This window comes from Lentimicrobium sp. L6 (assembly GCF_013166655.1).
GTDB lineage: Bacteria > Bacteroidota > Bacteroidia > Bacteroidales > UBA12170 > UBA12170.
Genome location: NZ_JABKCA010000050.1, coordinates 1 through 25,431, shown reverse-complemented (window position 1 = coordinate 25,431; position 25,431 = coordinate 1). Strand labels below are relative to the sequence as shown.

Below are 25,431 nucleotides of genomic sequence, written 5' to 3'. Positions count from 1 at the left end.
TTTTTATGGATGGTTCGGTTACAATTCAAATTTAAAAACTATGATACAACAAAATAATGGCTATGGCCAAACTTACGATCAGAATATTGAATCTGCCACATTAGCAAAGACTTTTATGTCGCGTGTTTTTGCTTGGATGTTTATTGCGCTTGCTGCTACTGCTGCTACTGCTTATGTTTTTGCAGGTTCTCCATCATTAATGGGACTAATGGTTAACGAAACCGGAGGAATGTCTATCCTTGGGTGGGTGGTTATGTTAGCTCCTCTAGGATTTGTATTTTATTTGAATTCCCGATTTCAAAGGATGTCACGAAATTCAATGATATTATTATTCCTTGTTTTTAGTGTATTGATGGGAATGAGTTTGAGCTTTGTACTTCTAATTTATACTTCAGCATCGGTGTTTTCTACTTTTATTGTGACAAGCGGAACCTTTGGTTTGATGGCTTTGGTTGGATACACAACAAAGACTGATTTGACTAAATTTGGTTCCATCTTAATGATGGGATTGGTGGGGATTATATTAGCAAGTATCGTGAACTTCTTCATGCAAAGTGGAACTATGGAATATATTATTTCTATATTAGGAGTATTGATATTTACTGGTTTAACAGCTTATGATGTGCAGAAACTGAAGAATATTGGTTTGGCCATTGGTCCTAATCGTGGTGCTGATTCTGATAAGCTTGCCATTATGGGAGCATTAACTTTATACCTAGATTTCATTAACTTGTTCCTTTTCCTATTACGCTTTTTAGGTGATAGAAAACAATAAGATAATCACAAAGAACTAGTAGTTAGTATCTTGGCACTTGTTTTGGGTTTGAAAAATATTTTATATCATTGCACGGGCAAATTTGCCCGTTTTTTATGGGCAATAATTGCTCTTGAAATAGAAATAATTGAAAATTATATATTTATGAAAGCTTACGTTTTTCCGGGCCAAGGTGCTCAATTTGTTGGAATGGGTAAAGAACTATACGATAATTCAGAGAGTGCTAAGGCACTATTTGAACAAGCCAACGAAATTTTAGGTTTCCGTATTACTGATTTAATGTTCGAAGGAACTGATGAGGATTTAAGACAAACTAGAGTGACTCAGCCAGCTATTTTCTTACATAGTGTGATTTTGGCTAATGAGTTAGGAGAAGACTTTAAAGCAGATATGGTTGCGGGTCATAGCTTAGGCGAATTTAGTGCGTTAGTGGCTAATAAAACCTTAAGCTTTGAGGATGGTTTAAAATTAGTTTATCAACGTGCTTTAGCCATGCAAGAAGCTTGCGAAATAGAACCAAGTACTATGGCGGCGATTATCGGATTAGACGATGATGCAGTAGCTAAGGTATGTGAAGAGCTTGACGAGATTGTTGTTCCAGCTAATTTTAATTGCCCAGGTCAATTGGTGATTTCTGGTAGCATGAAAGGAATTGAGTTGGCTTGTGAGAAGATGAAAGAAGCCGGAGCAAAACGAGCATTGCCTTTAAAAGTAGGTGGTGCTTTCCACTCGCCATTTATGGAGCCTGCTAGAGTGAAACTAGCAGAAGCTATTGAGAATACAACGTTTGCTTTAGGTACTTGTCCAATCTATCAAAATGTAAGTGGTGAAAAAGTAACCGATCCTGCTACCATTAAAGAAAATTTAGTGAAGCAATTAACAGGTCCTGTGCGTTGGACACAAATCATGACCAATATGGTTGCTGATGGTTTAAGCCATGTGACTGAAGTAGGCCCAGGAACTGTTTTGCAAGGTTTATTCAAGAAAGTGGATAGAAAACTTCCTAGCGAATCTGCAAAAATGGAATACTAAGATTTATAAAGTCTATATACAAAAAGCACCATTTCAATCGAAATGGTGCTTTTCTTATTTTAAGCTTGATTTGAGTGCTAGTACTAAAAGTACATGTCAGCTAGCGTCTTCTCGTTCACCTTTTTTATGCTTTCATTTCCAGTGCTTGAATACATTAAATCGATTTGAGTTTGATAAGCCTCCTCTATTTTGTGTCGGACCATTTTTAAGGTTGAATTCACTTGCTTATTATCTTCACTAAATGCTTCCTGAGCAATATAAAATAAGGAAGGCATCCATTTACTTGGGAATTTCACTTTATAAACAGGGTCGTTTTTAAAATGCTTAATTTCTTGATGGATAGCTTCCAATAATTCAGATGCCGATGTGATCTGCTGCTCTTTGATTAATTTCTTTATTTTTAGTTCTTCAAGTGTAATAATAGAGGTCGTTAACCTCTTCTGATTATTATAAAGCATGGCTTGTTGAATAAGTGGAGCATGAAATACCAGTCCTTCTTCAATTTCTTCGGGTGAATATTTTTCTCCATCTTCAGCAATTAATAAAGCTTTTTCTCGGCCGGTTACCACCAAAAATCCGTTTTTATCCATATAGCCTAAATCTCCAGTCCACAAACACCCATTTTTTATATACTCCTCACTAGCTTCTGTATTTTTGAAGTATCCTTTCATCACATTATCACCAGAAATAACAATCTCGCCTTTTTCTTCGGTTTTGCATTCCTCTCCATTTTCATTCATAATCTTACATTTAATGGAAGGTAAAACCATTCCTGACGTACCTAGTTTATGAATAAATGGGGTGTTTGAAGAAATGATAGGTGTAGCTTCAGTTAAGCCATATCCTTGATAAATAGGGAAGCCGATGGTATAGAAAAATTGTTGCTGTTTGATATCGAGGAGTGCTCCTCCTCCAACCATATATTGTAAATTCCCTCCAAATACTTTACTTAATTTGGAGAATATAAGCGATTTAGCCAGAAAATAGGTAGGCCAGTTTTTTATAAGACTAAGCCAACTTGCTTTTTGAAATCCATCACCATGAATTTCATATCCAGCTTTAAGTCCGGCGTGAAACAATTTCTCAACGAACCCGCCTTTATCACTGATACCATCAATAATTTTTTTCATTAAATTACCAGATAGGGCAGGAACGGTGAGTAAAAAATTAGGTTTTACTTCATTTAGATTGATGGGGATGTTTTTTATCGCATTAACAGAGCCGCCTCTGGCATCCAGAAAATATAGTGACATTCCGCTGAATAGGGCTCCGAAAATCGCTACCGTATGTGCAAAACAATGATCGACGGGTAATATGATTAATGTTTTTAATTGATCATTAGCTTTGAAAACTTCAACTCCTTCAGCGCTATTGGCCATATAGTTTTTGTGGGTAAGCATAATACCCTTCGGATTGCCGGTGGTTCCAGAAGTGTAGGAAACGGTAACCACATCTTCGCTACTCAGGTTTTTTAATAGCTGGTCAATTATTGAAGCATTATTCAAGTAATCCTCTTTCCCTTTTTCAATTAAATCAAAATAGCTCCAAATATGATCTTTGGAGATATGTTGTTTTTCTGCTAATTGATAGGCGTATTCAATATCATGATCCAAATAAATCAGCTTGAAGTCCTTATTATCAATTTGATTCCAGATATTCAATACTTTAGCTAAGTTGTTTTTGGAAATAAAAATCCCTTTAGATTCTGAATGATTCAGTCTGAAAGGTAGTTCTTCATCCATTAGTTTTACGGATAGAGGTACCGAAGCCATCCCATTATAGAGGAGGGAAAATTCAGAAATAACCCAACGAGAACTGCCTTCAGACAAAATAGAAAAATGTTCTCCCTTTTTCAGCCCTTGGCTATGTAGCGAAAGGGCTAAATATCTAGATTGTAGCTTGACATCGGAAAATGATAAAGGCAGCCAACCCGAATCTTCTTTATCAGCAAGATAGGTTTTTGATTCAAAGTGTTCTGCGGCATATTCCAGTTGTGATACAATAGTATGGATACTTGTAGACTTTTTTTTCATTTTATGATAGTAGGTGTAGAAATCTGAGGATTATCTCCATAGATATTTATAATTCAAGTTTATAGTTTTTTAACCACCCCGCCTTTGAGTTCGTATTTCTCATTACTTTCAGGGCAGAAAGCATAGCCATCCATATCGAATTTAAGCTTATGGCCAAATTCACTCATCCAACCCAGATGACGAGCGGGATTTCCAACTACTAATGCATAAGCAGGAACAGTTTTTGTCACCACTGCACCGGCACCAATAAATGCAAACTCCCCAATATCGTGTCCACAAACGATAGTCGCATTAGCTCCAATACTGGCTCCTTTTTTCACAATGGTCTTGGAATACTCTCCTCTGCGATTTACAGCACTTCTAGGATTGGTCACATTGGTAAAAACCATGCTAGGACCTAGAAATACATCATCCTCGCAAATTACTCCAGTATATATAGATACATTATTCTGTATTTTTACATTCTTCCCAAGGATTACCTCAGGGGAAATCACCACATTTTGGCCAATATTACAATTTTCTCCAATCTCACAATTACTCATAATATGGCTGAAATGCCAAATTTTAACTCCTTCTGATATTTTGCAGCCTTCATCAATCACTGCAGTCTCGTGGGCAAAATATTCTTTACTCATATATGTCTTTTTATTTGTTTCTTGTTTTTAAATTAGCTCTTTACTATTAACTCATCAGTTTTGCCCCGACCCTAAAGGGAGCCTGATGAGCTTTTTCTTCACAATGAATATTTAGTTTTGACTGTAAACTATTAATTGTTTAACTCCTCCATTGAACACTTCGACAGGCCTGTCTAGCTGCGTAGCCAGATAAAATCAGTGTCCTTTATCTATTTAAACTTTTAATTATTCACATTTAACTATTCACTCTTAACTGTTAGTTGTTAACTATTATCTCTTAACCTCTTAGGCAAACTCCCCCAAACTAAATCATAACTATGGTCAATTAATTCTTTCAATAAATCCACCGAAAGCAAACCTTCTGTATTTATTGTGTTCCAATGTTTTTTGTTCATATGATAGCCAGGAATGATTTCTGAATGCATTTCTCTGAGGTGAACTGCTCTTTCTGGCTCACATTTTAAATTGATGCTATGTCCTTTTGTTAAGTTGGCCAAGGCATACATTTTACCATGAACCTTAAACACCAAAGTATCTTCTCCAAATGGAAAACCTTCGGTTGTAAATGGTTTCGAAAGGCAATAGGCTCTTATTTCTTCAATATTCATTATGCTTAATTTCGATTACGAAAATAGGAAAATATTAATAGATTTCAGTGTAATCATTTTAAGAGTTTCTAATTATTGTGTTTTTGAAGAAAATAGACAATGTCATCATGTCATATCTTCCTGACAAAACATACCTCCTTATCAATTGGCATAAAATTCGATAAGCACAAACTATCAATTTTAAAATATTTAAAACATGAAAATACAACCTTTAGGAGAACGAGTTTTAATTGAGCCATTAGCGGCAGAAACAAAAACAGCAAGTGGAATTATTATTCCAGATACAGCAAAAGAAAAACCATCGAGAGGAAAAGTGATGGCTACAGGTAAAACTGAAGAGGGAAAAGACCTTTTAGTAAAAGTTGGTGACACTGTACTTTATGGCAAATTTGCTGGTACTGAAGTAGAACTTGAAGGAAGCAATTACCTTATCATGGAGCAGTCAGAAATTCTGGCTATCATTTAATTCATTGATTATAACAAAAATAAAAATATAGAAAAATGGCAAAAGACATTATATTCGATTACGAAGCAAGAGAAGCTTTAAAGAAAGGTGTAGATGCATTAGCTAATGCAGTTAAAGTAACACTTGGACCAAAAGGTAGAAATGTAATTATTGACAAATCATTTGGTGGACCAGCCATTACTAAAGATGGGGTTACAGTAGCTAGAGAAATCGAGTTGACTGACACTGTTGAGAATATGGGTGCACAAATGGTGAAAGAAGTAGCTTCTAAAACCAACGATTTAGCTGGTGATGGTACAACTACTGCTACTGTTCTCGCTCAAGCAATTGTAACTACAGGATTAAAGAATGTTACCGCTGGTGCCAATCCAATGGATCTAAAAAGAGGTATTGACAAAGCGGTTGCTGCTGTTGTTGCTGATATCAAATCACAAGCTATTGCTGTAGGTGATAGTAATGAGAAAATAGAGCAAGTGGCTACTATTTCTGCTAATAACGATAAAGCTATTGGTGGAATGATTGCTGCAGCTATGGCTAAAGTAAAAAAAGAAGGTGTAATCACTATTGAAGAAGCCAAAGGTTTCGAAACTAGTGTTGATGTGGTTGAAGGTATGCAGTTCGATAGAGGATATATTTCTCCTTATTTCGTTACTAATACTGAGAAAATGGAAGCTGTTTATGAGAATCCATTCATCTTAATCTACGACAAGAAAGTAAGCAATATGAAAGATTTGCTTCCTATTCTAGAAAAAGCCGCTCAAACTGGAAAAGCATTAATCATTATTGCTGAAGATGTAGAAAGCGAAGCATTAGCTACTTTAGTAGTGAATAGATTAAGAGGTTCATTGAAAATTGCTGCTGTTAAAGCTCCAGGTTTTGGTGACCGTAGAAAAGAAATGTTAGAAGACATTGCTATCTTAACTGGAGCTACCGTTATTTCTGAAGAAAAAGGATATAAATTAGAGGATGCTACTTTAGAGAATCTAGGAACTGCTGATAAAATCGTTATCGACAAAGACAATACAACTATTGTAAGCGGTAAAGGTGAAGTAGCTCTAATAGAATCACGAGTAAATCAGATTAAAGCTCAAATTGAGTCTACAACTTCTGATTACGACAAAGAAAAGCTTCAAGAGCGTTTAGCTAAATTAGCTGGTGGTGTTGCAGTGATCTACGTTGGAGCTGGTTCTGAAATGGAATTGAAAGAAAAGAAAGATCGTTTCGAAGATGCTTTAGCTGCTACTAGGGCAGCTATTGAAGAAGGAATTATCCCTGGCGGTGGAGTCGCTTTCATTAGAGCCATTTCTTGCCTCGACGATTTAGCAGCCGATAACGAAGATGAGTTAACTGGTATTAAAATAGTAAAACGTGCTATTGAAGAGCCATTACGTCAAATCGTTGCCAATGCTGGTTTAGAGTCTTCTGTTATTGTTAATGAAGTAAGAAACGGTAAAGGCGATTATGGTTTCAATGCCAGAACAGAAGTTTACGAAAACCTTTATGAGTCAGGTGTAATTGACCCAGCTAAAGTTACTCGTGTAGCACTTGAAAATGCTGCTTCTATCTCTAGCATGCTATTAACTACTGCTTGTGTGATTTCTGAGCACAAAGAAGAAGGTGGTGATGCTATGCCTCCAATGCCAGCTGGTGGTATGGGTGGAATGGGTGGCATGGGCGGAATGATGTAAGCCTATAAAATACTATATTCAAAAAGTCCTCTGGAAATTTCCAGAGGACTTTTTTGTTTTACAATAATGGCACGATGATGGCTATGGATTAAATAGAGTTTCACTTATAAAAAATAGGCTGTTGAAAAGTCCTCTGAATTCAGATGAACTCAAAAATGCTAATGTGTATTTTTGAAAATGGGAAATTTTAGTTTTCCATCAATTATTAATGCAAAAAAAAAGTTTATGAAAAAGAATTTAATCATCATTTTAGCCATTATAGCGCCATTTATTCTTAAGGCGCAAACTGATTTATCTACTCCAGATATTCCTTTGGATGAGGAGGGTCAGATTAGATACGTTGAGCTAGTACAAGAAGATGCGGATGCCAAAGATTTATTCAAACGTTGTGTAAAGTGGATCAATGAGGAATATAAGAATCCTACATCGGTGACTCCAACTCGCGATATGGTGAATAAAAAAATTGTTATCCGTCATAGATTTAATCTAACACAGGCCCTTGAAAGTGGAACGATCACAAATGCGGGTGAAGTGATGTACGACATGATTATTCGTTTTAAAGATGGACGATACCGTGCCGAGATGACCAATTTTGTTTTGAAGAAAACTTCAAAATTCCCCTGCGAGAATTGGTTACCAGAAGGAACAGCACCTAGCTCAGTTAACCTTCAACAATTAGATGCTTTTGCCAAAGAAAAGCTAGAAAGTCTAAAAGAAGGTATGAAGCCACCAAAAGTATATGAGGAAGAGAAATGGTAGAATTTTCTTATTAAGATATTTGAAAACCACTTTACATTCAGTAGAGTGGTTTTCTTTTTTTGAATTCCTTGAAGAATTAAGAATCTCTTATCAAAAGACCATACTTGCCACTCCACCACAATTCCATATATTTGCAGCTAATCTAATGCTATGGAATCCCGGAAAAAAGACCATATTAATTTGGCTTATCAAGCTCAGATGTTCGAGCAAGAAGTCTCAGAATTATTTAACTATGAACCCATGTTGGTCTCTAATCAATTGGAGGAATTGAAGAAGACGAAGTTTTTGGCTAAAGAATTGAGTTTGCCACTTTGGGTAAGTAGCATGACAGGTGGAACCAAAGAAGCCCAAGATATTAATAGAAATCTCGCTCAGGCTTGTCGAGAGTTTGGAATGGGAATGGGCTTGGGCTCTTGCCGTCCATTATTACAATCCAAGGAACGTTTTGAGGATTTTAATGTGAGAGACATCATGGGAAATGATTTACCATTGATGGCCAATTTAGGAATTGCACAAGTGGAGGACTTGTTGGACATTAAGGCAGTTGACAAGATCATCGAATTGGTCACTGAACTCAGAGCAGATGGACTCATGCTTCACGTCAATCCACTTCAAGAACTCATGCAGCCAGAGGGTGATATTTATAAAAGGCCTCCTCTAGAAACTATCCAAGAATTATTAGAGTTGATTGATTTCCCGATTTTTGTAAAAGAAGTTGGACAAGGAATGGGCCCTAAAAGTTTAGATGCGCTGCTGGAAACTGATATTGCAGGAATAGAATTTGGAGCCTTGGGAGGAACCAATTTTAGCTTAATTGAGTTGATGCGTTCCGATGAGATGGTGATGGAACAGATGAGTGGTTTTGCATCTGTGGGACATAGTGCTGCCGATATGGTGGGTTTTTTAAATGAACTTCCCATGAATATGGTGCAACAAAAAGAATTGATCGTCAGCGGAGGAATGAATCCATTGAGGGGCTATTACATGCTTCAGCAATTATCTGCACCTGCTATTATTGGCATGGCATTTCAGTTTTTAAAATATGCTCGTGAAGATTATTCCGAGTTAAAAAAATATGTAACTTTAGTGAAGAGAAGTCTTCAAATAGCGGAGAAGTTTTTACACAAACTATAATTATGCTTGAAAAAGAAATCATCAAAGGATTTTCGAAACTAGATAAAGAACAAAAAGTTAAAAAGGTAGCTGCCTATTTCCCCAATCCAAAAGAAGTAGAAAAAGAACTCAAATCTTTTTGGCATGCCGAAATTGCTAAACAAAAGCTTTTCGAAGAATTTTCTGAGAATACCATTTCCAACTTTTTCTTTCCTTATGGAATTGCACCCAATGTGATCATCAATGGGAAAAACTATATGATTCCTATGGTGATTGAAGAAAGCTCGGTGGTAGCAGCCGCAAGTAATAGCGCTAAATTCTGGTCAACAAGAGGAGGTTTTCATACCCAGATTATTAATCAAACAAAAATAGGTCAAGTTCATTTTACTTGGGCTGGTGATTTTGAAAAATTAAATGCATTCTTCCCAGTTTTAAAAAAGCATTTCTTTCAAGGAACTGATGGAATCACCAAAAACATGAGGGAAAGAGGCGGAGGAATCCTCGATATTGAATTGGTGGACATGCGAACTGAAATTGATGATTATTATCAGCTCAAAGCCAGTTTTAATACAGTAGATTCCATGGGTGCCAATTTTATTAACTCTTGTTTAGAGGAATTTGCTGAGATTTTAAAAGAAAAAGTAAGTGAGAACATAGAGTTGAACGAGTATCCCATACAAGTCATCATGTCAATTCTGAGTAATTACACCCCAGATTGCTTGGTGGAAGCTTGGGTGGAATGTGATATTAAAGACTTAGAGGGAGTGGACCCCGATATTTCAGCGGAGGATTTTGCTTGGAAGTTTGAAAAAGCGGTACAAGTTGCTACTGTGGATACTTATCGTGCCACTACCCATAATAAAGGAATCTTCAACGGAATAGATGCTGTGGTATTAGCCACGGGGAACGATTTTAGAGCTGTTGAAGCTTGTGGGCATACCTATGCTGCCCGCGATGGAAAATACCGTAGTTTGACTTCTATTGAGATAAAGGAGGGGCGTTTTAAATATGTTTTGAGAGTTCCCATGGCCTTAGGAACCGTTGGAGGATTAACCAAATTGCATCCTTTAGCACGTTTTACTATGGAATTGCTTGGTGACCCTCATGCCGATGATTTAATGCAAATAGCTGCTGTGGCTGGATTAGCGAATAATTTTGGTGCGTTGAGATCCCTAACCACCAAGGGAATTCAAAAAGGTCATATGAAAATGCACTTATTAAATATTTTGAATAACTTTGGCGCCACTGAAACTGAAAAACAGACTGCTGTAGAATATTTTAAGACTCGTAAAGTTTCTTTTTCAGTAGTAGAAGATTTTATTAATGATATTCGACAATAATTTAAATAGAGGATTCATAACTTTAAGTACTCTAAATACTTGAAGTACTTTAAGTGCTAATATATGAACATAGCCGCATTTCATTCCAACGGAAAATTACTCATTACTGGGGAATACCTAGTTCTTGATGGTGCTTTGGCTATGGCTGTCCCTACAAAATATGGACAACGCCTCGAAGTGAGTTTGCATGAAGAGTTCAGTGGTATTCGTTGGGAAGCCAAAGTATTAAATAAAGGATGGCTTCAAGTAAACTTCGGGTCCAGACTATTTAATATCATCCACACCAACGATCAGAAGATGGCTTTACATTTGAAAAACATCCTCAAAAAAGCTTTCGATTTGGCAAGTATTTCTGTAGATAATCAGAAAGGCATTAAAATAAGAACCAATCTAGATTTTGATAAAAATTGGGGTTTGGGCTCTAGTTCTACTTTATTATCGAATATAGGTTATTGGCTCGATGTAAATCCTCATCAATTGGTGCGTCAAACCAGTAATGGTAGTGGGGTAGATGTGGCAACTGCTCGCAGTAATAGTCCTATATTCTATCAGTTGGTCAATGGAGAACCCAAGGTGACAACCATCGACTTTAATCCCTTATTTAAGAAGAATATATATTTTGTTCATTTGGGCAAGAAGCAGAATTCTTCCAATAGTGTAGCTTCTTATAAGCAAAAAGTAAAAGCTTCCAGTCAAAATATAGTGGAGGTAAGTCTATTAAGTGAGGTCATATCAAAAACAAAATCCCTCTTCGATTTTGATAAAGCATTGGCAGAGCATGAGAAAATTATTTCCAGTTTAATAGGGGAACCAAGAATAAAGGATACCTATTTCAACGATTTTGATGGAGAAATAAAATCTCTAGGTGCCTGGGGTGGAGATTTTGTATTGGCTACCTATTCTGGTGATGAGCAAGATTTAAAAAAATACTTCCGAAACAAAGGTCATCAAACCATATTGAGTTACGATGACATGGTCTTATAGAAACGATAAGGCATAAAAAAACCTGAAATGAATCAGGCTTTAATATTTTTAGTACTCGTCTTCGTTAAAGAAAAAATCCTCTTTCGTGGGATAATCAGGCCATATGTCCTCGATTCTCTCATAAATTTCACCTTCGTCCTCCAATTCGCTTAAGTTTTCAATTACTTCATCGGGTGCGCCAGATCTGATGCTAAAGTCAATAAGCTCCTCCTTTGAGGCTGGCCAAGGAGCGTCTTCAAGTTTTGAAGCTAATTCTAATGTCCAATACATACCTTATGTGGTTTTATATTTTTTGCAAAAATAATTTTTTTTCCATTCCATACAAGCCTTTTTTAAAATACTTGTTGATAAGTTGAACATTATTTTGAAAAACAATAATAATTGTAAGCCATTCGGAATGCATTTTCAGTAAATATAATAATAAAGTTTCATGTATTGGAGGATAGTTTAATGGCTGAAATCCCTATAAATACTGAGTTATTTACTGAATGATTTCATTCTTCACAGTTTGTAGTTAGTTTTCCAAGTGTATAGTAGAAAAATCTAATATTTTTCATTTATTTTTGAAGGTTATATTCAAACATAAACACAAATTAAATAATTAAAATTGATCTTATTAATAAAACAAAAGATGAAAAAATTAATGTATTTGGGAATGGGAGCATTAATCATGTTCAGTTCCTGTCAAAATGGTGAGCATAATAAAATGACTATGGAGAAACCCCTTGCACGTAAAGACGCCAAAGAGTTAGTAACACATGGCGATAAACGAGTAGATGATTATTTTTGGATGCGTTTATCTGATGAACAAAAGAATGCAGAAACTCCAGATGGTCAAACCCAAGAAGTTTTAGATTATTTAAATGCAGAAAATGCATACACCGAGCAGGTAATGGAACATACAGCTCCACTACAACAAAAGTTATATGATGAAATAATTGCACGAATTCAGCAAACGGATCAAAGTGTTCCGGTTCGTAAGAATGGATACTGGTATTATTCAAGATATGAGGAAGGTATGGATTATGCATTCAATTGTCGTAAGAAAGATACTGACGGAGCTACAGAAGAAGTGATGCTAAACCAGAATGTGATGTCTGAAGGACTTAGCTATTTTGCTGTTGGTGGTCAAGCAGTAAGTCCAGACAATAAACTTTTGGTGTATGGCGTAGATACGGTCTCTCGTCGTCAGTATACTCTTTTTGTCAAGAACTTAGCTACAGGTGAGTTATTAAAAGATGTATTGGAGAATACCACCGGTGGAGCTACCTGGGCGAATGACAACAAAACTATCTTTTACACAACTAAAGATCCTGTTACCTTACGTTCCAATAAAATCTTTAAGCATGTTCTTGGAACAGATCAATCAAAAGATAAATTGGTGTATGAAGAGTCTGACGAAACCTATAATACTTTTGTATACAAAACCAAATCGGATAAGTATTTAATGATTGGTTCCAGCCAGACTTTATCTACTGAGTTCCGTTTCCTCGATGCCAATACTCCAAATGGGGAATGGAAAGTGATACAACCTAGAGAAGAGGACATGATTTATAGCGTTTCTCATTTTGGTAAGGATTTTTATATCACCACTAACTGGGATGCAAAAAACTTCCGTTTAATGAAAACTCCAGTGAATAAAACCACCAAGGATAACTGGACAGAAGTGATTGCGCATAGAGATAATGTTTTGTTAGAAGGAATCGAAATATTTAAAAAATTCTTAGTGGTTTCTGAAATGAAAGAAGGTTTAAGTGAAATCAGAGTCATTAACTGGAGAACTAATGACGAATATTATATGGAGTTTAATGATCCTGCCTATATGGCTTATGTTTCAGCAAATCCTGAATTTGATACTGAGATTTTAAGATATGGCTACACTTCTTTAACTACACCAAATAGTACTTTTGACTATAATATGGTGACTAAGGAACAAGAATTACTCAAACAACAAGAGATTATGGATCCTAATTTCTCCCCAGAAAATTATGCTTCGGAGAGAGTAATGGTAGAAGTTAGAGATGGTGTTAAGGTTCCGGTTTCTATGGTTTATAGGAAAGGAATGGAGCGTACGGGAAAGAATCCTCTATTGCTTTATGCTTATGGTTCTTATGGTAGTAGTACCGATCCTTATTTTAGTTCTGTTAGACTCAGCTTACTCGATCGTGGCTTTATATTTGCCATTGCTCATGTAAGAGGAGGTCAAGAAATGGGAAGGCATTGGTATGAGGATGGAAAACTCCTAAAGAAGATGAATACTTTCAATGATTTTATCGACTGTGGGAAATATTTAGTGGACGAGAAATATACTTCTAGCGATCATCTTTATGCTTATGGTGGTTCTGCCGGCGGTTTATTAATGGGTGGAATTATCAATATGGATCCAGAATTATGGAATGGTGTAGTTGCTGCTGTACCTTTTGTTGATGTGGTTTCTACCATGTTGGATGAGAGTATTCCACTAACAACTGGTGAGTTCGACGAGTGGGGAAATCCTAAAAACGAAGAATACTACCATTATATGAAGTCTTATTCTCCTTATGATAATATCGAAAGAAAAGCTTATCCTAACCTTTTAATCACCACAGGGTACTGGGATAGCCAAGTTCAGTATTGGGAACCAGCTAAATGGATTGCTAAACTAAGAGCCTATAAAACCGATGATAATCTGTTAATGATGGATTGCAATATGGATGTAGGACATGGAGGTGCCTCTGGACGTTTCAAGAGATATAAAGAAATTGCATTGATGTATGCTTTCTTCCTCGATTTAGAAGATATTAAAGAATAGTGACACCGATGATGAAATGAACTTAGCGTTAAAATTAACCTTAATAAAAATGGATCATTTCCTATCGGCATTAACCATTGTAATAATGAAATGCTTAAGAGTTAATTTCATTATACAATTAGTATGATTCTAAAAAAAAAAGCGAAAATCATGTGATTTTCGCTTTTGTTGTTGTTCTGAAATCATTAGCGGCCTAATTATTATTAAAGATTCCTCGCTACGCATCTGAATGACAGGTGTTTTGGTAACTCATAAGGAAGAAGGGCTTTGCTTTTTTTAATGCTAAAAGCAAAGCCCTTCTTCCTTCCTGTCAAATTCTAACACCCTGTCATTCTGAACCTAATGAAATGAAGTGAAGAATCTTTTTTAATATGGAACTTCTTTTGGACAGTATTGCTCTGAAATTACTATTGCTTCTTAGAATCTTCCAATAAAAAGTCATACTTATAACCATGACCAAAGTCTTTGTTAAGGATTAGTTTACCTTTAAAAGTCACCACATCGCCTATTTTAAAGTCAATAGCATCGCTTGTAGTTACCGTTAAATCAAACACCCCATTATACTCTGTTCCATCTTGAATATGAACCCAATTGGTATTCATGATTTCTTCGTTAATTTTCACCACTTGACCTTTAACTATAATTTCTTGGTCTTTTAATTTTGATTTCTTTTCAAAAACTTCGGCTAATGTATATCCATTTGCAGCTTTTTCAACTTTTATTTTTGTATGAACATCTTGATCATTTTTATGTTCTCCACCGATAGTTTTTTCCTTTTGTTCTGGTTTAGTTGCATAAAAATCATTGATAAAAAAGATTGATGAAAATACTTTACCTAAGCTTTTACTTTCGAAGTTTTTCATTTCCATGGCATCTTTATAATAGTAGGTATCGCCAATTTTTACCTCACGAGCACTTACAGCTGCCATAAAAGTTTTACCATTTTCTTCTAATTTTACATAAGTATAGGATCCACTAGTTGTAGCTTCTAGTACTTTAGCCTCATGCATAGTACTATTTATTTTTGCCAAAGCATCTTCATAGGAAGCATCACTTTGGGTATTCGTGGTATTGGTTTTTTCGGCATTATTGCAAGCCATTAATCCCAGACCTAAAGCAATAATAATGATTAGATTTTTCATATTTTAATTTCGATTTTAATTATTTCAACATTAATGATAAAGCAACAACTCCAGGTCCTGCATTTAATGCAAGGGCAGGAGTGGCGTCGCTAATAAAAGCAGGTTTAATACCTGTTAGTTTTTCGACTTCTTTTGCATAATGATTAGCTGTAGATTCATTATTGGCATGTGAAATGGCAAATCCCCAAATTTCGTGATCTGAAATGAGCTTTCTCATCTCATTCATCACTAATTTAATGCTACCCTTTTCACTAAGTGGTTTGCCAAATATATCAGCAGATCCTTCATTATTAACCTTTACAAGAGGTTTTAGGCTGAGCAGTTTACCAATAGCACCTTTAACAGGACTCACTCTTCCACTTTTCACCATATATTTCATGGTTTTACTGCTAACTAATGTGTGGGTTTTTATAGCCCACTCGTCCATTTTATTAACGATTTGGTCTTTTGTCATACCCGATTCAGCTGCCATAGCAGCACGTAACACGATTAAGCCTTGCCCACATGCAGCATTCTTTGAATTAACTATCGATATGTCTTTATTTTGCTGTTGAGCAATACTTGTTCCCGCTTTATTAGAATTACTCCAAACTCCGCTTAGTTTAGCGCTGATATGTATCCCAATGATAGAATCATAATGAGTAGCCAAATAATCATATTTATTTAAAAAATCATGATAACTAGGTTGTGCTGAATTGGGATAAATAGGAGAGGAGTCCATTTTCTTATATAATTCTTTGGGCTTTAAAGTCAGACCATCTAGGAAAAACTGCTCTCCAAAATGTATTTTAAGTGGAACTACTTGAATCTGGTATTTATCAATGAGTTCTTTAGGTAAATCGCAAGCACTATCAGTAATGAAACCAATAGGCAGTTTACGATTATTTACTATTTCCTTTTGCATCACCATATCATCAACTTTTTGAAAGGTAATGTTTCCATATGGTTCTATATGTGAAAACACATGTGCTGGATCGTCGGTATGTATGTGTAGACGTAATTTTCTAGGTGACCCCGCAATAACTAATGAATCCCCATAGCTTGATAATTTGTTTTTAAAAATATTTTTCAAATTATCATTGGCTTTATCCATAACTACTAAACATTCAGTGCAGTATCTGTAGTTTACTTCTTCATGAGAAATATGCTCACTTACATCTTGTATTTTAACTACGTTTCTGGCTTGAAGTATAGAACGAATTTCTCCGTGTAGGAAAAAGTCGGTCATACCTTCTAAGAAATGAACAAATGCTTTTCCACCAGCATCTACCACTTTTGCTTTTGCTAAAACCTCAAGCTTTTTCGGAGTTTCCTCTAAGCTTTTTTTTGCACTGCTTAATGATGCGGCTATCAATTCATTAAAATCTTGGAATTTGTCTTTTAGCTTATCCACGGATTCTGCCCATTCACGCATCACAGTAATCATGGTACCTTCTACAGGATTACTAATAGCTTCATAGCTATATATAACAGCAGATTTTAAGGCTTTTGAAAAATCCTCAACAGAGATATTATCTTTGTCTTTGTCTAAAATATCAGAAAAACCATAAATAAATTGCGCGAAGATAATTCCTGAGTTTCCTCTAGCTCCTACCAATGCAGCATCAGCAATGGCATCAGCAGTTATTTTTAAATTTGAGGTTGGAATATAGGTGTCTATAATGGAACGCATGGTACTAGCTAAATTTGTGCCAGTGTCTCCATCCTGAACAGGGAAAACATTTATCTTATTTATAGCCTTTTGATGTTCGAATATTCTCTGAGCTCCAGCTAAGAAACTGTAATAGAATCTTTTGCCATTTAGCACATTGGTATTAATACCTTCGTATTTCAATGTTCCTCCTTTGTTAATGAACACAAAGATATCAATTTAATATTGAGAGCTTAAATTTTAAGACTTTTTTAAAGGTAATAAAACTCTGTTAATGTATTAACAATCAGTAGGGAGTGTGCTGATAATAATAGTTTTAGAGGTTTGAGAGCTGATTTTGAATCGGTTATCAATTCGGTGACCAATAATCCAAACAATTTTATTTTTAGAGCATAAAACCCAGGTATTCTGTTTCTCAAAAAGACTCATTTTGTGGTCTATAAAAAAATCAGAAACAAGTTTTTTTTGTCCTTTCATTCCCAGTGGATAAAAATAATCACCTTGTTTCCATTTACGAATTTTCAATGGGAATTCTATTAAATCTGCATCCAGTTTGGCTATATTCTTATCAGCAATGATATCGGTATTTTCTGAGGATTCTATTTTTAATTTTATGGGTGTTTCTATTGGCGAGGAAGTTGATTTAATATCATACTCCTGCACATCATCAGAAATTGTTTCCTTGAGGAGAAGGTATTTTCGGTCTCTTAGTAATTGATAGCTGGACGAGTAGAATAAGGCTCCAACTTGACTGAACTCGTTTTCTTGCAGTACTTGTTTGCATTGGCTATAATTAAAACCAAATTCTTTTAAAAACTCGTATAAAATTGTTGTTGCTTGAGCATGGCTCCTCAAGGTTTCTAAAGGGATACTCCAGCCTTCTTTAGTTTTGAGCAGTAATTCTTTCTTGAGCTCCTCTATTTTTTGTAGATATATTTGTTCAGTTTCATAAAATCGACCCATATTTTCAATGATAGTCTGTTTAACACCTCCATTAATTTCTTGTAGAAGAGGTAAAACTTGATGCCTTATTTTGTTTCTTAGATATTTAGTTTTCGCATTGGAACTATCTTCTCGCCAACTTAAATTATTTACTTCTGCATGCTGAGTAATATCTTCTCTGCTGGCAAATAATAGGGGATGAATTAATGTGCCTTGCTTAGGTAAAATTCCATGCAGCCCAGATATTCCTGTACCTCGAATTTGATTGATAAAATAGGTTTCAATGGCATCGTCAGAATGATGAGCGGTTGCATAATATTCGAATTCGTTTTCTTTGCAAAGCTTTTTAAACCAATTCACTCTTTGTGCTCTAGCCGACATTTGAATGGAAATCCCCGATTCTTCAGCATAAGCTTTAGTAGGAATTTTGGTTCTAAACAATGGGACTTGATACTTTTTGGCCAATTGGATTACAAATTTTTCGTCTTCGTTAGATTCTTCAGCTCTCAATCCGAAATTGCAATGAGCAATCGCAAAATCAATTTTTGCAAGATGGTATAAATCACATAAAACTACAGAATCTCTACCTCCTGATACACCAATTAAAACGGGAGAGGAGGAGGTGAGTTGATGGTGCTGACTAAAATTTAAAAAGGATTTTAACATGATGCAAATTTAGGAATCTTTACATTCTGGCATAAAAAGCATCTTCAATATGAGTAATATCTTTTTTGTTTTCGTTATATAGCACTGAAATAATGTCGAATCGGGCTTCTTCTTGAATGTTAAAACGGACAATATATTCATTGGCCGCCTTAACTAAAAAGCCTTGTTTAGTCTTGTTAACGAAGGTATATGGCTCTCCAAAATAGTTAGTTTTCCGGGTTTTTACTTCTATAAAAACAATGAAATCATCTTTTCGGGCAATGATGTCTATTTCTTTGTGAATGAATCTCCAATTGGTTTCTAAGATTTTGTATCCTTTTTTTACCAAATATTCGAGAGCTAACTTTTCTCCAAAATTTCCTAAGTCATTGTGATCTGCCATTTTTATTTTCCTGCTGGGCCTATATATTTAGCGTCACCAAAACCTAAAATGGGGTAGAAGATAATTCCAAAGAATATTAGTCCTATAGTAAATAACACATCTTTACCGAAACTTTTTGAAAGAAGGTTTGTCATCCAAATGATTAGGATAATATTGAAAAATGGTACAAAAATGATGAGTAATAACCACCATCCAGGTTTACCGACAATTTTTAAAAGAATATAAAGGTTGTAAAATGGAATAAGTGCTGCCCAACCCTTTTGACCAGCTTTTTCGTATATTTTCCACTGGGCTACAATATATACAACAGCAATAAATAGAGAGATGGATAACCAAGTTGAAACGGTAAGCCCTAAAAATAATTCTTGAAATTCGCTCATAGTGATATTTTTTAATTTGATAACTCTTAGATGAACAATATGCGACTAAGTTACAAAAAACTTATTTTCAATTCATTATTATATGCTTGTAAATCAATCTTTCGTCCTAAATAAAGTGCCATATTGGGTTCTATATGTCCACTAGGGAAATCAAAAATAACTGGATAATCATATTCTTTCACCGTCTCCCAAATAATTTCTTTTGCAGATTGTCCATAGGGGATGGTATTGTCATTCATATCATTCATTCCACCAACGATTAGGGCTTTTAGATGATGAAGTTTACCAGTGCGTTTGAGGTTCATCATCATTCTATCCATGTGGTATAGATATTCATCCAAGTCTTCAATAAATAGTATTTTTCCATCCGTATTTATATCACTTATACTACCTAATAAGCTGTATAGTATGGATAAATTGCCACCAATTAGTGGAGCTGTTACATTTCCTTCTCGTAAAACTTGACAATTCTTTAATTGATAGGCCTCTAATTCGCCAAATAAAGCTTGTTTCAAACTTAGTATAGACTCATTTTCCACTAGATTTGTTGGGAAATTAATGGGCATAGTGCCGTGAATGGTTTCAATTTCTAAAACTTGATGAATATGCGAATGAAAAACAGTGATATCAGAATACCCTATTAGCCATTTGGGGTGAACTTTAAATTTAGAGAAATCTAATTGGTCAATAATCCTTACACTTCCATATCCTCCTCTGGTCGATAGTATTCCTTTCACATTAATATCGTCAAGAAACTCTTGCATATCGGAAGTCCTTTCAGCATCTTTCCCTCCAAATTGATGGTGAGATGAGAAAATGTGGCGTCCAAAAACGGGTTCTAAACCCCATCTTTGCAATAACTTTACCGCTGATTTTACTTCTTGTGATGATATTTTTCTTGCTGGTGAAACCAAACCAATTCTATCACCTGATTTTAAGTAGGGAGGTCTTTTCATGATATCGATTTTGATTTAACAAATTTAATAAGATTTATGGCTTTTTATTGATGCGATTACATATTTATCTGTTTAAATTTGCAGAATATTTATTTAGAAAATTATGGCACTGATCAAAAAAGTAAAAGGGATAGAACCCATTATAGGCAAAAATGTATTTTTAGCTGACAATGCAACCCTAGTTGGTGATGTTGAAATCGGCGACGATTGTAGTATATGGTTTAATGCAGTGGTGAGAGGCGATGTTCATTCTATTAGAATTGGTAAGAATGTAAATATTCAGGATGGTGCTGTTATCCATTGTACTTATCAAAAAGCAGGAGTTATTATTGGTGATAATGTTTCCATTGCTCATAATGCCATTATCCATGGTTGTACCATAGAAGCCAATGTGTTAGTTGGAATGGGTGCTATTTTAATGGACGATGTTTATGTGGAGAGCAATAGCCTTATTGCTGCAGGTGCATTAGTTTCAAAAGGAACTAGAGTGAAATCAGGGGAGGTCTGGGCTGGAGTACCCGCCAAGAAAATTAAGGATATTGATGAATCATTATTGGAAGGTGAAGTGAATAGAATCTCTTCATCCTATAATATGTATGCCAGTTGGTATGGTGAAGAGGAGAACAAATAATTCGGATCTCTTCATCATCATATTATTTACTACTTTTGAATCTTAAACAATACTTATGGAACGAATTGCGGTATTCCCCGGCTCTTTTGACCCAATTACGAAAGGTCATGAGTCTGTTATTAAAAGGGCAGCTTTATTATTTGATAAAATTATTGTAGCCATAGGAGTTAATTCTCAGAAAAATACTTTTTTTGATATGGATGTTCGTGTTAAAATGATAGAAGCTACTTTTGAGGATTTCGATAATATAAGTGTAAGCCATTATTCTGGCTTAACTGTTGATTATTGCAAATCTGTTAATGCAAATTATTTATTGAGAGGACTAAGAACAGCTGCAGATTTTGAATTTGAAAGAAGCATTGGTCAAATCAATAAACAAATGGATACTTCAATTGAAACCATATTTATGCTCACTCAGCCAGAGCATACTCCTTTAAACTCTTCCATTATTAGGGATATTTTGAAACATGGTGGGAATGCACAGCAATTTGTACCTAAAAAAGCTTGGAATATTATTTTAGAAAATATTTAGTCCAATTCACCGTTTTCATAATATGAAAAACTCCTTTTTTTTTCGTTTTAGTTTGTTGTTTGCAATATTGATTGTTTCAATAGCTAATAATATGGCATTACCTGTCATTATTAATGGTAAGTCTGCAGCAGCTGATGCATTTGTATTTAGGGTTTACCATGAAGCAGATCCCATAAGTGGCTTAGAGGTTTTATTAGATCAACAAAGGCCCGATGAAAATGGTGTCTTTATGTTGGGTTTTGAAGCAACCGAAATACAGAAAGTATCTATAAGAGTTGGACTCCAAAGCGTTTCGTTTTATGTAATTCCTGGTAAATCCTATAAACTTGATTTCAATGAAATCACTTTGGAGGATCAGAGTATTTTCCTTCCTGAAAAGCCCCTGCATGTTGTTTTTGAGGAAGAAGATATACTCAATCTAGTGATTGATGGTTTTGAATATGAATACCAAAACTTTCTGCAGAATAACTTTGTATATCTAATTAAACTGAGAGAGAAAAGTTTGTATTATAGTTTTGAAAACAAAATAGCTAGTATTCTTGAGGAGACTATTATAGAGGACTCTGCTACAGCCAATTATTTCAATACTTATATAGATTATAGAATGGCTGAGTTAAGATGGACAGCAAGGGTAGAGGGACGAGAAAAAATCGCTAATGATTGGCTGACAGAACAGCCCATTAAATTTTCTAATACCGCTTATTCTATGTTTTTCTTAAAATATTTTGATAAATATATGAATGATTATGATAAAGGAATTCATTTTAGTGAATATAAAAACCTTTTAAACGAAGGCTTACCTATTTTTGAATTGAAAGATAAAATGGGAAAAGACCCTATACTTGTCAAAGAAAAACTGAGAGAGCTGGTTCTCCTCTATTCTATTAAGCAATTATTCTATAATAGTGGAATGAAGAAAGTACAATTGAATGAAATAATCAATCAATTAGCAATGGATAGCAAGTATGTAGAGAATCGAAAGATTTCTGCTAACCTTCTGAAAAGTTTAAACACGTTTGTTTCGGGAGGGGAAGTGCCTCCATTTTCTTTATCTAATCTAGTCGATCAGCAAAAATCAATAAAAGATTTTAAAGGAAAAAGAACTTATCTTATGTTTGTCTCACCAAACTGTGAAACTTGCGAGGCAGATATAAGAGTTTTAAAATCGTTGATTAAAGAAAACAGTAACTTGCAAGTACTAACTGTGTTTACTGGTCTGGAAAAAGAGGAATCTGTAAAATGGGCAAAAGCCCAAAATGCAAATTGGGATTTCTTATGGTTTAATGATGATTTTGCCCTGCTCAATGAATATAGAGTAAAAATTTTCCCTCAATATATCCTCCTCGATGAGCAAACCCATTTATTAGATTACTTCCCACCTAACCCTCGAGAAAATCTGAGATCTTATTTGCAAAGTCTTGACAAACTAAAAGAGGAACAGGAGCAAGAAGCTAGTGATTTCTTTCGAAAAAACTAAAGTGAACTTTTCCATATTTTCTGAGTTCTACAAAGTGCTCATGTTTCTCAAAACTATGCTTATCGGAATGTTCCAATATGAATAGTCCACCTTCTGATAAATGTGTTCCATTAAATATTAACCCAGGTAAGGTTTCAATATGGTCTAACTCAAATGGAGGATCAGCAAAAATTAAAGAAAATGACCTTTTGTTAATACTTAGGAATTTGAATACATCAGTTTTTAAAGGCTGTAGATTCTCCATAGACAAATCATTCTTTACCGAAGTAATAAACTTGAAATGTATTAGATTATTCTCAACACATGTTACGTGTTCGGCTTCTCTAGAAATAAATTCAAAGGAGATACTACCTGTTCCTGCAAATAGGTCTAAAACCTTTTGCTCGTCAAAATAAAGGCGATTGTTTAAGATGTTAAAAAGGCCCTCTTTTGCAATATCAGTTGTAGGTCTGAGCAATAGGTTTTTTGGAGTTTTAAGGCGTCTCCTTCCAAATTTCCCTGCAATTATTCGCATATATTCGATTGTAAGAGTAAGTAATATTGGTGAATAGGTAATTGATCAAAATCCTGACTTAGCATTGCAGGTAATTGCATTCCCATGAAATGTACATTTCTAATATATTGCCAAGCAATATTAAATAGGGCTGAAGAACGGCTGATTTCTCCCATGAAATAGAGAGGATCCTCTTCCGGATTCATTGCTAGCTGTTCAAAAGCTAATAAAATAAAATAGATGAAATCTTCTTTAGTACTATAAGTAAAAGAGTTTGAGAAGATAAGTTCACTATCATAGGCTATAATATGAATATCTCTATCTGAAATATTAACATAAAGCCTTTTACCAATAACCTTGTTTTGATGTAGAATTCTAATATCATTGATTAACACATCTATTATGTGTAAGGTTTGAGCTTTTGAAAAATAGTCTGATATTGTATGTTTTATAAAGGAGGGGATGGCATATGAGATGATACTATCAACACCTGAAATTTTTTTGCTAAGAGTAGTATGAGAATATCCAATGCTTTGATTAAAATCAATTTCTTTATCTTTTTTTGCATCATCTGCATATATTGGAGCCTGTAGATGATATTCTTTATGGTCAAGGATTACCTTTACTGAGGGAAAGACCATAAATTCAAAATTCTCTTTTTCTAGAGTATCCAATAAGGATTGGTTGAGCATCTGCCATTTTTGCTCAGAACTACCATCTTTATTCCAATGAATTCCATATTCCTGAATTTTCAAAATCTTCTTGGTCTCTGCAGAAAATATGGCAAAAGAAAATCCATTCAGCCGAAGCTGAATGGATAGTCTGTAATTTTTATGATTTTCAACTGAATAAGTTGAATCGAAATATTCTGCCCTTGCTTTTAAAGAATCTTGCCTTGGCATAAATATTACTTCCAGTTACCTTCAGTAGAAGCTTCTGTTAGACTTCCAACTTTTAAACCTGGGTATTTACTCATTTCAGTTAATTTCTTATTCAAGTTTATAATTAACTGTTTGTCCAATCCCTTTAAGATAACGTCATATGAAACCTGACATTCGAAAACATTTACAGGCGACCCTCCTCTAGTAATAGCTCCAGAAGCGAGTTCAAATTTTTCGTTTGCAAAGTATTTTTGCGGAATGGGTACATATTTAAGATGATCTGCATTAAATAGCTCTCTATGACTAAATAATGAATCAACAATAGGAATATACCCTAGAGTATCACGTATAATTAAAGTATTTGTGGTATCATTAGGGTCTGCTATTTCTTTAATAATTGGAAATTCGCTATCCTTAATAAAGGAGATTAGAGTATCCCAGTCAGCCATGTAAGTCCCATTAATGGTTTTGTATGCCAATTGTGCTGCTCTAATGTCTTCTAATTTTTGAATGACTAGTTCTTCTCTTAGGTCTTTTTCTTTATTGAATCTTACGGGTTCCATAATACTTTCAACTACAAAGTAACCTAATACTATAATTGTAACAAGTAGAACAAGTTTAAGTATGATTTTCATCTTTCTATCTTTTTATTATTATCTCAAATTAAATACTTCAACTAAGGGCAAAAATAAGATTTTTGATTAGAAGAAAGCATATATTTTAAAAATATTTCTTCGTTTTTTCATTTATCTAATAATCAACAATATCTAGCAAATATCATTCCATATTTTATTGAAATATGAAGAGACTCATTATTATAGTATACTTAATCTTGACATATTCTTAACAATTGCCTAATCATTTGTTTATAAACAAAATGCTCGAATACTTTTATGATTAATTATAACTAAAAGGGAATTGGGCTAAGATATTAAAATAGTTTTTCTTGTTTAAAATAATATAAGGAGAGGAGGGATTATAAAAGTTAAATCAAAAGTAAGATATGGAAAACATCTTACTTTTAGCGAGCAAAGATAGTGCTTTGAGCTTATTCTAGTTGTGAAAAAGAATAAA

General features: G+C 34.7%; 25 protein-coding genes. 12 read left to right on the top strand and 13 right to left on the bottom strand.

Annotated elements, in window-relative coordinates; translation table 11 throughout:
• Positions 1–40: 40 nt before the first annotated feature.
• Both HNS38_RS13125 and fabD read left to right on the top strand, forming a co-directional pair.
• Positions 41–775 carry a Bax inhibitor-1/YccA family protein gene (locus tag HNS38_RS13125; RefSeq protein WP_172281635.1) on the top strand — a complete coding sequence of 245 codons (735 nt, stop codon included), beginning with the start codon at positions 41–43 and terminating at the stop codon, positions 773–775.
• Positions 776–919: 144 nt separating this feature from the next.
• On the top strand, positions 920–1,807 hold the full coding sequence (fabD, locus tag HNS38_RS13120) for an ACP S-malonyltransferase (RefSeq protein ID WP_172281633.1): 888 nt from the start codon (positions 920–922) through the stop codon (positions 1,805–1,807).
• 83 nt (positions 1,808–1,890) lie between these two features.
• On the opposite strand, the gene HNS38_RS13115 is transcribed toward fabD, so the two are convergent.
• The 3 genes from HNS38_RS13115 to HNS38_RS13105 all read right to left on the bottom strand — a co-directional run bounded on the left by HNS38_RS13115 (position 1,891) and on the right by HNS38_RS13105 (position 5,083).
• Positions 1,891–3,840: a long-chain fatty acid--CoA ligase gene (locus HNS38_RS13115; protein ID WP_172281631.1), complete on the bottom strand. Its 1,950-nt coding sequence runs from the start codon at positions 3,838–3,840 to the stop codon at positions 1,891–1,893.
• A 59-nt stretch (positions 3,841–3,899) separates the two neighbouring features.
• On the bottom strand, positions 3,900–4,475 hold the full coding sequence (locus tag HNS38_RS13110) for an acyltransferase (RefSeq protein WP_172281629.1): 576 nt from the start codon (positions 4,473–4,475) through the stop codon (positions 3,900–3,902).
• 263 nt (positions 4,476–4,738) lie between these two features.
• Positions 4,739–5,083 (bottom strand): MmcQ/YjbR family DNA-binding protein, encoded by a 345-nt coding sequence (locus tag HNS38_RS13105; RefSeq protein WP_172281627.1) that lies wholly within the window; start codon positions 5,081–5,083, stop codon positions 4,739–4,741.
• 196 nt (positions 5,084–5,279) lie between these two features.
• Between HNS38_RS13105 and HNS38_RS13100 the strand changes: the two genes are divergently transcribed.
• The 6 genes from HNS38_RS13100 to HNS38_RS13075 all read left to right on the top strand — a co-directional run bounded on the left by HNS38_RS13100 (position 5,280) and on the right by HNS38_RS13075 (position 11,433).
• Positions 5,280–5,549 carry a co-chaperone GroES gene (locus HNS38_RS13100; protein WP_172281625.1) on the top strand — a complete coding sequence of 90 codons (270 nt, stop codon included), beginning with the start codon at positions 5,280–5,282 and terminating at the stop codon, positions 5,547–5,549.
• 35 nt (positions 5,550–5,584) lie between these two features.
• Complete coding sequence (gene groL / locus HNS38_RS13095; protein ID WP_172281622.1) at positions 5,585–7,237, top strand: chaperonin GroEL; 1,653 nt, start codon at positions 5,585–5,587, stop codon at positions 7,235–7,237.
• Between the two features lie 225 nt (positions 7,238–7,462).
• A complete protein-coding gene (locus tag HNS38_RS13090; protein ID WP_172281620.1) occupies positions 7,463–7,996 on the top strand; it encodes a DUF4468 domain-containing protein in 534 nt (177 codons plus the stop codon).
• Positions 7,997–8,146: 150 nt separating this feature from the next.
• A complete protein-coding gene (locus HNS38_RS13085) occupies positions 8,147–9,130 on the top strand; it encodes a type 2 isopentenyl-diphosphate Delta-isomerase (protein WP_172281618.1) in 984 nt (327 codons plus the stop codon).
• A gap of 2 nt (positions 9,131–9,132) precedes the next feature.
• The gene (locus HNS38_RS13080; protein ID WP_172346590.1) at positions 9,133–10,449 is read left to right on the top strand and encodes a hydroxymethylglutaryl-CoA reductase, degradative; all 1,317 of its coding nucleotides are present in this window, start codon (positions 9,133–9,135) and stop codon (positions 10,447–10,449) included.
• 63 nt (positions 10,450–10,512) lie between these two features.
• A complete protein-coding gene (locus HNS38_RS13075; RefSeq protein WP_172281614.1) occupies positions 10,513–11,433 on the top strand; it encodes a GYDIA family GHMP kinase in 921 nt (306 codons plus the stop codon).
• A gap of 48 nt (positions 11,434–11,481) precedes the next feature.
• Here HNS38_RS13075 and HNS38_RS13070 read toward each other — a convergent pair whose 3' ends face one another.
• Entirely contained in the window at positions 11,482–11,703 is a 222-nt protein-coding gene (locus HNS38_RS13070; RefSeq protein WP_172281612.1) for a DUF2795 domain-containing protein, read from the bottom strand.
• Between the two features lie 361 nt (positions 11,704–12,064).
• On the opposite strand from HNS38_RS13070, the gene HNS38_RS13065 reads away from it, so the two are divergent.
• Complete coding sequence (locus tag HNS38_RS13065; protein WP_172346589.1) at positions 12,065–14,224, top strand: S9 family peptidase; 2,160 nt, start codon at positions 12,065–12,067, stop codon at positions 14,222–14,224.
• 407 nt (positions 14,225–14,631) lie between these two features.
• Here the strand turns inward: HNS38_RS13065 and HNS38_RS13060 are convergent, their stop codons facing one another.
• The 6 genes from HNS38_RS13060 to HNS38_RS13035 all read right to left on the bottom strand — a co-directional run bounded on the left by HNS38_RS13060 (position 14,632) and on the right by HNS38_RS13035 (position 20,343).
• Positions 14,632–15,366: a DNA-binding protein gene (locus HNS38_RS13060; RefSeq protein ID WP_172281608.1), complete on the bottom strand. Its 735-nt coding sequence runs from the start codon at positions 15,364–15,366 to the stop codon at positions 14,632–14,634.
• 19 nt (positions 15,367–15,385) lie between these two features.
• The gene (locus HNS38_RS13055; RefSeq protein WP_172281606.1) at positions 15,386–17,224 is read right to left on the bottom strand and encodes a DegV family protein; all 1,839 of its coding nucleotides are present in this window, start codon (positions 17,222–17,224) and stop codon (positions 15,386–15,388) included.
• A gap of 72 nt (positions 17,225–17,296) precedes the next feature.
• Positions 17,297–18,625, bottom strand: coding sequence for a tRNA lysidine(34) synthetase TilS (gene tilS / locus HNS38_RS13050; RefSeq protein WP_172346588.1), 1,329 nt, complete (start codon positions 18,623–18,625; stop codon positions 17,297–17,299).
• 19 nt (positions 18,626–18,644) lie between these two features.
• A complete protein-coding gene (locus HNS38_RS13045; protein ID WP_172281601.1) occupies positions 18,645–19,007 on the bottom strand; it encodes a YraN family protein in 363 nt (120 codons plus the stop codon).
• A gap of 2 nt (positions 19,008–19,009) precedes the next feature.
• Positions 19,010–19,387: a DUF5684 domain-containing protein gene (locus tag HNS38_RS13040; protein WP_172281599.1), complete on the bottom strand. Its 378-nt coding sequence runs from the start codon at positions 19,385–19,387 to the stop codon at positions 19,010–19,012.
• 50 nt (positions 19,388–19,437) lie between these two features.
• A complete protein-coding gene (locus HNS38_RS13035; RefSeq protein WP_172281597.1) occupies positions 19,438–20,343 on the bottom strand; it encodes an LD-carboxypeptidase in 906 nt (301 codons plus the stop codon).
• 103 nt (positions 20,344–20,446) lie between these two features.
• On the opposite strand from HNS38_RS13035, the gene HNS38_RS13030 reads away from it, so the two are divergent.
• The 3 genes from HNS38_RS13030 (at position 20,447) to HNS38_RS13020 (ending at position 22,983) form a co-directional block, all read left to right on the top strand.
• Complete coding sequence (locus HNS38_RS13030; RefSeq protein WP_172281595.1) at positions 20,447–20,974, top strand: gamma carbonic anhydrase family protein; 528 nt, start codon at positions 20,447–20,449, stop codon at positions 20,972–20,974.
• A gap of 55 nt (positions 20,975–21,029) precedes the next feature.
• The gene (gene coaD / locus HNS38_RS13025; protein WP_172281593.1) at positions 21,030–21,506 is read left to right on the top strand and encodes a pantetheine-phosphate adenylyltransferase; all 477 of its coding nucleotides are present in this window, start codon (positions 21,030–21,032) and stop codon (positions 21,504–21,506) included.
• Positions 21,507–21,597: 91 nt separating this feature from the next.
• The gene (locus tag HNS38_RS13020) at positions 21,598–22,983 is read left to right on the top strand and encodes a redoxin domain-containing protein (protein WP_172281591.1); all 1,386 of its coding nucleotides are present in this window, start codon (positions 21,598–21,600) and stop codon (positions 22,981–22,983) included.
• Here HNS38_RS13020 and rsmD read toward each other — a convergent pair.
• The 3 genes from rsmD to HNS38_RS13005 are packed head-to-tail and all read right to left on the bottom strand — an operon-like array spanning position 22,958 to position 24,992.
• The gene (rsmD, locus tag HNS38_RS13015) at positions 22,958–23,497 is read right to left on the bottom strand and encodes a 16S rRNA (guanine(966)-N(2))-methyltransferase RsmD (protein WP_172281590.1); all 540 of its coding nucleotides are present in this window, start codon (positions 23,495–23,497) and stop codon (positions 22,958–22,960) included. The two genes, HNS38_RS13020 and rsmD, sit on opposite strands and share 26 nt — an antisense overlap.
• Positions 23,488–24,378 carry a DUF3822 family protein gene (locus HNS38_RS13010; RefSeq protein WP_172281589.1) on the bottom strand — a complete coding sequence of 297 codons (891 nt, stop codon included), beginning with the start codon at positions 24,376–24,378 and terminating at the stop codon, positions 23,488–23,490. The genes rsmD and HNS38_RS13010 overlap by 10 nt, the downstream gene beginning before the upstream one ends.
• A 5-nt stretch (positions 24,379–24,383) precedes the next feature.
• Entirely contained in the window at positions 24,384–24,992 is a 609-nt protein-coding gene (locus tag HNS38_RS13005) for a hypothetical protein (protein WP_172281588.1), read from the bottom strand.
• Positions 24,993–25,431 lie beyond the last annotated feature (439 nt).